Source organism: Solibacillus sp. FSL R5-0691, from assembly GCF_037974225.1.
GTDB lineage: Bacteria > Bacillota > Bacilli > Bacillales_A > Planococcaceae > Solibacillus.
The window spans coordinates 1,056,086-1,068,716 of the sequence record NZ_CP150231.1 but is presented as its reverse complement, the minus strand read 5'-3'; the positions used below and the strand labels follow the sequence as shown (position 1 = coordinate 1,068,716).

The 12,631-nt window shown below is 40.3% G+C and carries 11 protein-coding genes; all 11 read right to left on the bottom strand.

The genetic code is table 11. The annotated features are described in order from the left end of the window. Nucleotides 1–110: 110 nt before the first annotated feature. Complete coding sequence (locus tag MKY51_RS05110; protein WP_339175656.1) at nt 111–854, bottom strand: 16S rRNA (uracil(1498)-N(3))-methyltransferase; 744 nt, start codon at nt 852–854, stop codon at nt 111–113. Between the two features lie 82 nt (nt 855–936). Beyond that, nucleotides 937–1,875, bottom strand: a complete 939-nt coding sequence (gene prmA, locus MKY51_RS05105) for a 50S ribosomal protein L11 methyltransferase (protein WP_339175655.1) — start codon at nt 1,873–1,875, stop codon at nt 937–939. A 14-nt stretch (nt 1,876–1,889) separates the two neighbouring features. Beyond that, nucleotides 1,890–3,011: a molecular chaperone DnaJ gene (dnaJ, locus tag MKY51_RS05100; RefSeq protein ID WP_339175654.1), complete on the bottom strand. Its 1,122-nt coding sequence runs from the start codon at nt 3,009–3,011 to the stop codon at nt 1,890–1,892. A 70-nt stretch (nt 3,012–3,081) separates the two neighbouring features. Then, nucleotides 3,082–3,333 carry a hypothetical protein gene (locus MKY51_RS05095; RefSeq protein ID WP_339175652.1) on the bottom strand — a complete coding sequence of 84 codons (252 nt, stop codon included), beginning with the start codon at nt 3,331–3,333 and terminating at the stop codon, nt 3,082–3,084. Nucleotides 3,334–3,709: 376 nt separating this feature from the next. Next, on the bottom strand, nt 3,710–5,563 hold the full coding sequence (dnaK, locus tag MKY51_RS05090; RefSeq protein WP_339175651.1) for a molecular chaperone DnaK: 1,854 nt from the start codon (nt 5,561–5,563) through the stop codon (nt 3,710–3,712). 79 nt (nt 5,564–5,642) lie between these two features. After that, nucleotides 5,643–6,200, bottom strand: coding sequence for a nucleotide exchange factor GrpE (gene grpE, locus MKY51_RS05085; protein WP_339175649.1), 558 nt, complete (start codon nt 6,198–6,200; stop codon nt 5,643–5,645). A 74-nt stretch (nt 6,201–6,274) separates the two neighbouring features. Further along, complete coding sequence (hrcA, locus tag MKY51_RS05080; protein ID WP_339175648.1) at nt 6,275–7,300, bottom strand: heat-inducible transcriptional repressor HrcA; 1,026 nt, start codon at nt 7,298–7,300, stop codon at nt 6,275–6,277. A 128-nt stretch (nt 7,301–7,428) separates the two neighbouring features. Beyond that, complete coding sequence (gene hemW / locus MKY51_RS05075; protein ID WP_339175646.1) at nt 7,429–8,574, bottom strand: radical SAM family heme chaperone HemW; 1,146 nt, start codon at nt 8,572–8,574, stop codon at nt 7,429–7,431. A 140-nt stretch (nt 8,575–8,714) separates the two neighbouring features. Continuing rightward, nucleotides 8,715–9,041, bottom strand: a complete 327-nt coding sequence (locus MKY51_RS05070; RefSeq protein ID WP_339175645.1) for a geranylgeranyl pyrophosphate synthase — start codon at nt 9,039–9,041, stop codon at nt 8,715–8,717. A gap of 784 nt (nt 9,042–9,825) precedes the next feature. Beyond that, nucleotides 9,826–10,692 (bottom strand): 2-oxoacid:ferredoxin oxidoreductase subunit beta, encoded by an 867-nt coding sequence (locus tag MKY51_RS05065; protein WP_339175644.1) that lies wholly within the window; start codon nt 10,690–10,692, stop codon nt 9,826–9,828. A 2-nt stretch (nt 10,693–10,694) separates the two neighbouring features. Continuing rightward, nucleotides 10,695–12,428 (bottom strand): 2-oxoacid:acceptor oxidoreductase subunit alpha, encoded by a 1,734-nt coding sequence (locus MKY51_RS05060; protein WP_339175642.1) that lies wholly within the window; start codon nt 12,426–12,428, stop codon nt 10,695–10,697. Nucleotides 12,429–12,631: the final 203 nt, after the last annotated feature.

Sequence of the window (12,631 nt, the reverse complement as noted above, 5' to 3'; positions counted from 1 at the left end):
AGGAAAATACATTTAATTTGAGATAATTTACAAATAGGAGGGAGACGGTTTACAAATTAAAAAGCCTTAATTTCTCTTTTCGTGAGAAATTAAGGCTTTTTATAGGTTTATTATTCAAATTCATACGAAATCGCCGCAAGCGCATAAAATGGCGCGGTCTCTGCCCGTAAAATACGTGGCCCCAGTGACATTGTCTGTGCACCGGCTTCAAGCATTATTGCCGATTCATTGCGGGAAATGCCGCCTTCAGGTCCGAAAATACAAAGGATGCGCGGTGTTTTTTCCGTATTCAATGACTGCAGCTTTTGTTTAAAAGTCGTACGTGTCGCCAACTTCGCGTCTTCTTCGTCTGCAATGTATACGGCATCATAGTTTGAGAATGTTTGTACAAGCTGTTTGAAACTGATTGGTTGTACAACATTCGGTACATATGTACGATGCGATTGCTCGGCCGCTTCCTGAGCAATTTTTTGCAGGCGTTCCTGGTTTTTCTTCGCTTTTTTATCATCCCATTTAACAATCGAACGTTCTGCAGCAAAAGGAATCAGTGCATGCATCCCGAGCTCCGTCGCTTTTTGTGCAATCAGTTCCAATTTATCGCCTTTTGGCAGACCGCATGCGATATCGACTTTAACCGGCATTTCCGGTGAAGGTATTGTCGTACCTGTTTTTTTCGCACGGACATCCTGATCGAGTTCGATAATTTCACAAACATGCGCTACATTATCGTGTACAACGATGATCTCTTCCCCAACGGTCATACGCATCACTTTTGAAATATGGCGTGCGTTTTCTCCGGAAATGATAAATTGGTCCATATCACTATCCACTGTATCTACAAAATATCTTTGCATTGTCTTCACTCCTTGTTGATAACGTAAAAATCGAACATTTTGCCCCATAGCAAAATGTTCGATTTTCGATTAAACGATTTAATTAAGGACGACGAGAAATAATCGCTACCCAATCTTCCATCATCAATACTTCTTCAATGACAAATCCGGCTTTTTCAAGAGCTGCTTTGACATCGTCTTTTTTCGCTCCGATAATACCAGATGTCACGTAGATGCCGCCTGGTTTTACAATTGAAAAGGCATCATCTGTAAATGACATAATGATTTCCGCCAAAATATTCGCTACAACAATATCAGCCGGTTCTTTTACTGTGTCCAAAAGATTGCCGTGGAATACTTCAACAATATCACTCATTTTATTCAGTTCAACGTTTTCACGCGCTGCATTTACCGCTACTTCATCTAAGTCCAATGCATGAACGCTCTTCGCTCCCAGCATGGCAGCACCAATAGATAGTACACCAGATCCTGTACCAACATCGACAACTGTGTGGTCATGCTGTACAACTTTTTCAAGCGCCTGTAAACACATTACTGTTGTAGGGTGTGTTCCTGTTCCGAACGCCATTCCCGGGTCCAGCTCAATGATCAGCTCATCCGTCGTTACTGGTTTGTAGTCTTCCCAAGTCGGGACAATTGTGAAGCGTTCCGAAATTTTCACCGGATGGTAGTACTGTTTCCATGCTGTTGACCAATCTTCTTCATCAACTTCACAAAGTGTTAATACATTTTCACCAATATTAATATCAAAGTTTACAAGGTTTGCGATTGCAAGCTTAATTTCTTCGATTGTTTCCGCTAAAAAGCTTGAAGCCGATAAATATGCTTTTACAATGACACCTGTTTTCGGAAAATCTTCAGGATTCAGTGCATAAATTTCACCAAATTTATCGATTCTCTCTTTATCTAATTCCTTTGAATCTTCAATTACTACACCGCTTGCGCCAGCTTCGTGTAAAATGTTCGTCACTGCATCAACAGCTTCATGCGTTGTTAAAATCGAAAGTTCTGTCCATTTCACTTGCAATACACTCCTTAGTCGCCTTTAATTTTTTTCTTAATTTTGTCGAACAGCGAGCTTCCATGTTCTTCCGGAATGTCTCCACTGATTTCTGCAAATTCACGTAACAATTGTTTTTGTTTTTCCGTTAATTTTGTCGGTGTGACAACATTTACGATGACATACTGGTTCCCCATGCCATAGCCGTGTACATTTTTTACGCCTTTATCTTTCAGACGGAATTGTGCACCGGATTGTGTGCCTGCAGGAATTTTCAGTTTCACTTTCCCGTGAATTGTCGGTACTTCGATTTCATCACCTAATGCTGCTTGCGGGAATGTTAATTTTAGTTCATATAAAATATCATCACCGTCACGCTCAAAATACTCGTGCTTGCGAACATTGAAGATAATGTATAAGTCGCCGGCCGGACCATTGTTGTATCCTGCTTCACCTTGACCTGCTACGCGTAGTTGCTGACCATCATCAACACCTGCCGGGATTGTGATTTTGATTTTTTTCTTTTTCGTAATTGTACCAGTACCGCGACATGGTGAACATTTTTCCACAATGATTTTACCTTGACCACGACATGATGGACAAGAACGTTTGTTTACCATACGGCCAAATGGTGTGTCGACTGCCTGGTTAATCTGACCAGCGCCATTACATTGTGAACATGTTTGTGGATGCGTACCTGATTTTGCACCAGAACCGTGACATGTATCACATGTTTCTTCTTTTGGAATCTCGATTTCTGTTTCTTTACCGAATACTGCTTCTTCGAAAGAAATGTTCATACGGAACTGTAGATCGTCACCTTTACGTGGGGCGTTTGGATCTTGACGTCGGCCGCCTCCGAAGAACGAACTGAAGATGTCCTCGAAACCGCCGAATCCAGCACCGCCTCCGAAGCCGCCGCCACCAAATCCGGCATTTGGATCTTCATGGCCGAACTGGTCATAGCGTGCGCGTTTTTGGTCGTCTGACAGCACTTCATACGCTTCTGCGACTTCTTTAAACTTTACGTCTGCACCCTCTTCTTTGTTTAAATCAGGGTGATACTGTTTGGATAATTTACGATACGCTTTTTTTATTTCATCTTTGCTTGCACCTTTGCTCAGGCCAAGTACTTCATAGTAATCGCGCTTACTCATTGTTCACTCTCCGCTCTTTTTACATAACGTCTATTTTATCATGTTGAAAATTTGATGTATAGCTTTTGCTTTAGTTCATCTTATATGAAATTAAATAATGTTTCGGTTTGTTCATAAAGTCCGTTGCTTTCACTCCGGCTGAAGTTAGAGTGTGCATTTCTACTTTTCCTTGAATAGCATCCATATTAGCCACTGAAGTTTCTACTTTAAGATTGAAAATTTCTACTTTCCCATGGATAACTTCCACATTAGTCGCTGAACTTTCTACTTTCGCTTCAATAAGTTCTACTTTCTCTCGGGAATAGGCTAATAAAACTTGCACTTTCTACTTTAAGGCCGAACATTTCTACTTTCTCATAGATAACTTCTACTTTACTCGCTGAACTTTCTACTTTCGCTTCAATAAGTTCTACTTTCTCTCGGGAATCGGCTAATAAAACTTGCACTTTCTACTTTAAGGCCGAACATTTCTACTTTCTCATAGATAACTTCTACTTTACTCGTTGAACTTTCTACTTTCGCTTCAATAAGTTCTACTTTCTCGCGAGGATTTGCTAATAAATTTGAACTTTCTACTTAAAGGCCGAACATTTCTACTTTCCCACAAAAATCCGCTAATAAGCCCAGCACATATCACGACAAGCATAAAAGCCAAAGCCGCAAGCGGTCTTTGGCTTTTATGTGGAAATCAGAAAGAATTATTTATTGTCTTTGTCGTCTTTTACTTCTTCAAAGTCAGCGTCTACGATACCGTCGTCTTTTTGGCCAGCGTCTGCTGCGCCTTCGAAGCCTTCAGCGCCGCCTTGTGCTTGTGCAGCTGCTGCAGCTTGCTCGTAAACTTTCATTACTAATGGTTGTAATACGCCTTCTAATTTTTCTTTAGAAGCTTTGATGCCTTCAAGCTCGCCTTTTTCTAAAGATGCTTTTAACTCGTCGCGTGCATCTTCAACAGATTTCTTTTCGTCTTCTGTGATTTGCTCGCCTAAGTCTGTGATTGTTTTATCCACTTGGAATACTAATTGGTCTGCTTCGTTGCGAAGATCTGCTTCTTCTTTACGTTTCGCATCTGCTTCAGCGTTTGCTTCTGCATCTTTAACCATACGCTCGATTTCTTCTTCTGATAAACCTGAATCAGATTGGATCACGATTGTTTGTTCTTTTTGTGTACCTAAGTCTTTCGCTTTAACTGATACGATACCGTTCGCATCAATATCGAATGTTACTTCGATTTGTGGAATACCACGTGGTGCTGGTGGAATATCAGATAATTGGAAGCGACCAAGTGTTTTGTTGTCTGCTGCCATTGAACGTTCACCTTGTAATACGTGAATGTCTACTGCTGGCTGGTTGTCAGCAGCTGTTGAGAACACTTGAGATTTAGATGTTGGGATTGTTGTGTTACGATCGATTAATTTCGTCATAACGCCGCCCATTGTTTCGATACCTAATGATAATGGTGTTACGTCTAATAATAATACGCCTTGTACGTCACCAGCTAATACGCCACCTTGTACAGCAGCACCCATTGCTACTACTTCGTCCGGGTTTACGCCTTTGTGCGGCTCATGACCAGTTGCTTTCTTGATTGCTTCTACTACTGCAGGAATACGAGTAGAACCACCAACTAAGATTACTTTATCTAATTCAGAAGCAGAAAGACCTGCATCTGATAACGCTTGACGAGTTGGAACGATTGTACGCTCTACTAAGTCTTTTGTTAAATCATCGAATTTTGCACGTGATAATGACATTTCTAAGTGAAGCGGGCCATCAGCACCTGCTGTGATGAATGGTAATGAAATTTGAGTTGAAGTTACACCTGATAAGTCTTTTTTCGCTTTTTCAGCTGCATCTTTTAAACGTTGCATTGCCATTTTGTCTTTTGATAAGTCTACTGAGTTTTCTTTTTTGAACTCTTCTACTAAATAAGCGATGATTTTGTCGTCGAAGTTGTCACCACCAAGTTTGTTGTCACCAGCAGTTGCTAATACTTCGAATACGCCGTCAGCTAATTCAAGGATCGATACGTCGAATGTACCGCCACCTAAGTCGAATACTAGGATTTTTTGGTCAACTTCTTGTTGATCTAAACCGTAAGCTAATGCTGCAGCTGTTGGTTCGTTGATGATACGCTCTACTTCTAAACCAGCGATTTTACCAGCGTCTTTTGTTGCTTGACGTTGTGCATCGTTGAAGTAAGCAGGAACTGTAATAACAGCTTTTGTTACTTTTTCACCTAAGTAGTCTTCAGCATAACCTTTTAAGTATTGTAAAATCATTGCAGATACTTCTTGTGGTGTGTACTCTGTATCTTCCACTTTCACTTTTTCGTTTGTACCCATTTTTGATTTGATAGAAATGATTGTGTTCGGGTTTGTTACAGCTTGGCGTTTTGCTACTTCACCAACTTGTTTTTCTCCATTTTTGAATGCTACTACAGATGGAGATGTACGGTTACCTTCTGGGTTTGGAATTACTTTTGGTTCTCCGCCTTCTAATACAGATACACAAGAGTTTGTTGTTCCTAAGTCAATACCGATAATTTTACTCATAATTTAATTTTCCTCCTAATAGTAAAAAACAAAATGTGTTAATTTAAAAAATATATAGATAGCACCGAAAAGCACTAAATTACTCGTTTACAGATACCATTGACGGACGCAGTACACGGTCCTTTAACTGATACCCTTTTTGCAGTTCGCGTAAAATGACGCCAGTTTCCTTTTCGCTGTCCTGCTCCTGCATTACAGCTTGGTGGAAGTTCGGATCGAAGCTTTCGCCCTCTGCCGGAATGATCGTAAGACCTTCTTTTTCCGTTGCAGCAACTAACTGATCATATACCATCTGTACACCTTTATATAATGAAGTCGCTTCTTCTGTTGTTACTTCTACTTGCAGTGCGCGGTCTAAATTGTCCAGCACTGGTAAAAGTTCAGTCAGTAAGCTCTGTGCACGGTATTTCTCGGCTGCTTCACGATCTAAGCGTGTACGGCGAGCTAAGTTATCGTAGTCGGCACGCAAACGCAGATAGCGCGCATCCTCTTCAGCAAGTTTCGCTTCAAGTTCAGCGATTTTCTGATCTTTTTCATCTACTGCAGTTTCTTCTGTTTCAGTAGTTTCAGCTGTTTCCACTACTTCTTCCGTAGTTTCTTCCTGCTGCAATTCTTCATTGTTTTTTGTTTCTGACACTTCTTTTCCTCCTCGAGTATCAATCATTCAAAAATTCAGCGGCTATGTATACTAAGACCGCTGAATCAACGGTTTTACTTCTTATTATCGAAGAACGCTCTGGACAGACTGTTTGTCATAACATCCAATAATGTCACAACACGTCGGTAGTCCATGCGCGTCGGGCCGATAATTGCGATTGCCCCCTGCTGTTCTTCCCCTACAAGGAAGGAAGCGGTGATGACACTGCAGTTTTCCATTGCTAAATGATTGTTTTCTGAACCTATTCGGATTTGAATACCATTTTTCTGTTCATTGAATAAAGTTTGAACTTGGCTTTCCTTGTCGATCAGATCCATCAGCATTCGCATTTTTTCTAGATCATGGAACTCCGGCTGATTCAACATATTGGACTTACCACCGTAATAAACTTTATTTTCGTGATGGTTTGAAGTAATGGATAACAATGACCGAATAATCGAATCGGATGCATGTATATGAGACTTCAATACCGATATCGCCTCAGTTTGAAGCTTTACCGGAAGTTCATATAACGGCACACCGACTAGGCGGTCATTCAAAATGTTAACCATTTTTTCAATATCATGCGGGTTAAAACCCGGTGGTAACGTTAGTGTTCGATTTTCTACATGACCGTTATCTGTGATGATAATAGCCACCGCTGTTTGTTCTGTTAACGGTACAATCTGGAATTTCTTGACACGGTGTTTTTGAACATCCGGACCGAGTAAAATGGTCGTGTATGTCGTCAATTCCGATAATATATTTGCGGATTCTTTAATGATTTGTTCTGCTTCAACAATCTGTTTTTTAAAGAGCGACTGGATTTGCGCTACTTCGCCACTCGAAATGATTTGAGGCTGAAGTAAATGGTCGACATAAAAGCGATACCCTTTTTCAGAAGGGACCCTTCCTGAAGAAGTATGCGTTTTTTCTAAAAAACCCAGTTCCTCCAAATCTGCCATTTCATTACGTATTGTAGCAGCACTATACGTAATACCTTCTTTTTTGGATAGTTGACGCGAACCAACAGGCTGTGCTGACATCACAAATTCGTCTACGATTACTTGCAATAGTTGTAACTGCCGATTTGTTAACATCTTTCTCACCTCTGTTAGCACTCGATTAAGAGGAGTGCTAATATATTTATAAATTAGCAAATCTCTAAATTGATGTCAATGAATTCGTCCGTTTTTTTTAACTTTTTTCAAGTACCGCTACAAAAAGATTATTCCCCTACTAAAAACCGCTGAAATACTTCATTGCCGATAAACCGGCCCTTTCTTGTTAAACGGATTCCTTCAGAGTCAATTTCAATGAGATGTTCTTCCTGTAATTGATCGATTATTTCCTTATATATAGTAAGCATCGGCTGACCGAATTTCTTCTCAAACTCTCCATGTGTCACGCCGGCAGATTTTCTTAAACCTAAAAACATCTGCTCTTCCAGCTTCTCATCACCCGTCACTTCATGTTCATGCAATAAAGGACGCTCTCCTGCCATCACTGTTTCAATATATTTTTTGATCGGTGCGACATTGGAATAGCGTACGCCTTCCAAGTAACCGTGAGCACCAGCGCCAAATCCTGCGTATTCGTCATTATCCCAATAGATTTTATTATGTGTTGACTCATAGCCTTCATTCGCGAAATTACTGATTTCGTATTGCTGGAGTCCATGCGCTTCCATCGTGTCCATCAAAACACCATACATGTCCGCTTCCAGATCTTCTGTCGGCAAATGGAGCTTTCCTTTTGCATACTGGATATAAAAGATCGTTTTAGGCTCTACAATAAGCGAGTACGCTGAATAATGCGGCAGCTTCAGTGCCAAGGCTTTTTCAAGCGTTTCCTGCCATTGTTCCATCGTCTGGCCAGGCAGACCATACATTAAATCAATGCTTATATTTTTAAATCCAACGTTTTTGGCGTTTTGGATTGTTTCATATACATGTTCATTCGAATGGGTACGTCCGATTTTTTTCAGTAGTGACTGGTCGAATGATTGGACGCCCATACTTAAACGGTTGACGCCTCCATTATATAGTGCCTGCAATTTATCGATTGTCAGTTCATCCGGATTTGCTTCACTGCTAAACTCTTTTACGGATGACATCGGAATATGTTTCGTAATAAGCGACAATAATTTTTCAATTTGCTCTGCGGACAGTGCAGTCGGGGTTCCGCCACCGAGAAAAATCGTTTCGATATTCGTGAACGCTTCCGGCATCGCGGCAACCGTCATTTCCATTTCCCGTCCGAGCGCTTCAATATATTCATCAACTGGCTGATTTTTAAAAAACACTTTATTAAAATCGCAGTAGTTACAAATTTGATGACAAAAAGGAATGTGAATATATACACCTCTAGCCATTTAAATCACTTCCTTATTCTAGTTGTTCTCCTATATTGTAGCCTTTCTCCACTAAAATACAAACCACGGACCCTCGGAAAAAGGACAACAAAAAAAGCTTTGCTAAATGAAGATTCATTCAACAAAGCTGGAATCATCTATTAAATAGAAAATACAGGCTCTTCATTATTCATTAACATAACCAAATCAATTGCCGTCATTTCTGGCAACTTTGCACAAAATTGTTTCGCTTCTTCAGCTGTATCGAACTGGAAGGCATCCAATTCTTTTGTAATTTCATATTGATCGTTCATAAGCTGAGTCATATAAAGGCGGACAGTTGGATGGCATCGCTTCGTTTTGTCAAAGTTTTCCCCAGCAATGACAATACCTGTATCCGCTGACGTTTTGCTAACGATCGTTTCGATAATATGTAGCTCATCCTGGACAAACCACGTTGGTACGATTAGTTGAATTTGACTGTTCATAAAAAATACATCCCCTTTAATATTATATTTATCTTATGACAAATTTAATTGATCACAGCAATTATTATGTATTTGTCACGTTAAACAAAACGACACTTTCGCAAACATTCTGAATTCTGAAGTCTGCGGTGAAATGAAATGGTGCGAAACAAGTATTTACTACTATTCTCTCTATATAATTTCGTATTAACAAATTAAATACGTATTTTTATACCACTATTCTACTACAGTCAATAATTTATTAAAAGCTACATTCTTAAAAATATTCTTAATATTAAATCAATGACTATAGGCGGATTGCATTATGGAATAATTTTACATATAGTTCGTTAATATGACTTCTTGATTAAAGATAACAGTTTTCATGATAAATTTCATCAGTTTTCAGAAAATAATTACAATTTTTCATATATTTTTATCTTTTGTTGTCAATCACTTATAGATGTTACAGTACTATAATAAAATTTAAAATGGTTTCGACAAAACTCGTCATAATTAGATTTAAATCGCTTTTTTGCTTATATTAAATTATGTATTTTTTACAATTATTTGGATGTTTTTATCAAACCTAGTATGATTGCTCGGCTCCCTATCGTTTTTAAAATCAAAAAATTACTATAAATTGATCTAAACTTATTCGTCACTTATTCATGCATATTCGCCACTTCATAAACTTATTCGTCAACTGGAAACAGATATTAGTCAAACCGTTTGATTTAATCGCCAATCCCCGTCCAAAACAAAAAAGCTATACAAGCCGGAAACTCCAGCCTGTAAAGCTTTATTACATAAATTCTTTCGTCAGCTGATCAAATTGTTCTTCTGATAAGCTAATATCGATATCTGTTAACGGCAGCTCTGAATAGCCTTTGATTTTCTCCTGATACGAAGTTGTTTCAGTATCCTGATAAATAATACCTGTTACAAGACCTTCATGGCGCATTACTGTTTGCATCGCTTGTTCACGGTTTGAAGAATCATAGCCTTCGATGTCAGCAAGCTTTGTTAAATTCTCTTTGAACCAGTCGTACGTGTTTACTTTGTTGTACGTTACACATGGTGAGAATACGTTGATGAACGAGAAGCCTTTATGGTTCAGACCGGCCTCAATCATCGCTGTCAGTTCTTTAATATCTGTCGAGAAGCCTTGTGCCACAAATGTCGCACCTGCAGTTAACGCAACTTCCAACGGTTTTAATGAGGGCTCGATTGCTCCACCCGGTGTTGATTTCGTAATGAAACCAGCAGCTGAACGTGGAGACGTTTGGCCTTTTGTTAATCCGTAAATTTGGTTATCCATTACTACATACGTAATGTCGATGTTACGGCGGATCGCATGGATTGTGTGACCCATACCGATCGCGAAGCCGTCACCGTCACCGCCTGAAGCGATAACTTTCAAGTCTTTGTTTGCCATTTTTAGGCCTTGTGCAATCGGTAATGCACGACCGTGAATGCCGTGGAAGCCGTATGAGTTAATATAGCCTGAAATACGACCAGAACAGCCGATACCTGAAATAACAGCTAGTTCGCTTGGTTCATAGCCCACGTTTGCTGCAGCACGCTGAATCGCCGCTTGTACGGAGAAGTCACCACAACCTGGACACCAGTTTGGTTTTACGGAATTTCGGAAATCTTTAAATGTTGCCATGATTAAATTTCCTCCTTCACTAAGTTTGTTAATTCACGTGGTAGGAATGGTGTACCATCGTATTTTAAAATCGATTTCGTCTTCGCGTGACCACCGATATTCATTTTCATAATATTTGCTAGCTGACCTGTCGCATTGTTTTCAACGACAATCACTTTTTTCGCTTTATCCATCAATGCACTCATCTCTTCTGCAGGGAATGGATGGATCAGCTTAATATGTGCATGGTTTACTTTAACCCCTTCAGAGTTCAGTTTTTCCTGAACTTCTTCAATTGCTCCGCGCGTCGAGTTGAAGCCTACAAGTAATACGTCTGCCTCTTCATGTGGCGCGTTTACATATACCGGGTTTTCAAAGCGGACATGCTGCAGTTTACGCATACGCTTATCCATTTGCGTGCGACGATTGCCCGTTGCTTCAGATGGCTTACCTGTTTCATCGTGCTCTACACCCGTTACGTGGTGAATACCGCCTTTTGTACCTGGCAGGACACGTGGTGAAATGCCGTCTTCTGTATTTTCATAACGCTTGAAGTAATCTTTTGATTCTACATCTTCAACCGCTTCCACAATTTTACCGCGGCGAATTTCAATTTTGCTGTAATCGAACGGATCAACCGACTGCTTACCTAATGATAACTGCAAGTCTGTCATAACGATTACCGGGATTTGTAATTCTTCGGCAATGTTAAACGCCTGAATCGTATCATAAAACGCTTCTTCCATTGTAGAAGGCGCAATTACAACTTTCGGAATTTCACCGTGTGTACCGTAGAGCATCGCCATTAAATCCGATTGCTCCTGCTTTGTCGGTAAACCTGTCGATGGACCACCACGTTGTGTATCGAAAATAACAAGCGGCTGTTCCGTCATACCTGAAAGACCGATTGCTTCCATCATTAATGAAAGACCAGGACCAGCTGATGCAGTGAATGCACGCACACCGCCGTAGTTGGCACCGATTGCCATTGTTGCTGCAGCAATCTCATCTTCTGTTTGAATAACCGCTCCACCTACTAATGGAAGCTTTTTGATCATGTATTCCATAATTTCTGATGCCGGTGTAATTGGATATGCCGCCATGAAACGAGAGCCGGCTGCCAATGCACCTAATGCCGCTGCATCGTTACCGATCATGAACATACGGCGTTTTCCGTCTGCAGGCGCAATTTCCCATGTGCCTACACGGTCACCGATTTGCTCTGAAATTGCATGACGACCACGCTCAATCGCTTCAATATTCTTCGCAACGACCTCTTCACCTTTACGTCCGAAAATTTCATTTACAACACTTTGGAAAACCGATTCATCCAAGTTTAAAAGTGCTGCCGTTGCACCAATCGCAACCATGTTTTTCATTAGAGACGTACCAAGTTCAGCCGCAATCTCCGTAAACGGTACCGCGTATAATGGCGCAACACTGTCTTCCGGGTTTTTCGGATCAAATTTCGCATCCGCTAAAATGATACTGCTCGGTGTTAATTCTTTATAGTTCACGTCGATTGTTTCCTGGTCAAACGCCACTAGTATATCTAAGTCGTCCGCAATAGCGCGTACTTCTGTCGGACGAACCGTAATTTTATTATTCGTATGGCCACCTTTAATACGAGAAGAGAAATGACGGTAACCGTATAGGAAATACCCTAGACGATTCATTGCCATTGAGAAGATTTCACCTGTACTCTCAATCCCTTCACCTTGCTGCCCACCGACTTTCCATGAAAGCTGATGTAACATATCAACATCTCCTTAAGTTCTGTATTATATAAATGAATAAAGCCGTTACGTGCTTTATTACTGAGCAGCTGTCGTATAGCACAGCCAAGTTATAGTTTTTTCCTACATTAGTTTAACATGAAGTTTTCGTCTCATCTATTGCAAATGTCATATCAATATAAAAATCAGACCTTTGACGGAAAGTTCTGTACACAAATTGTTTT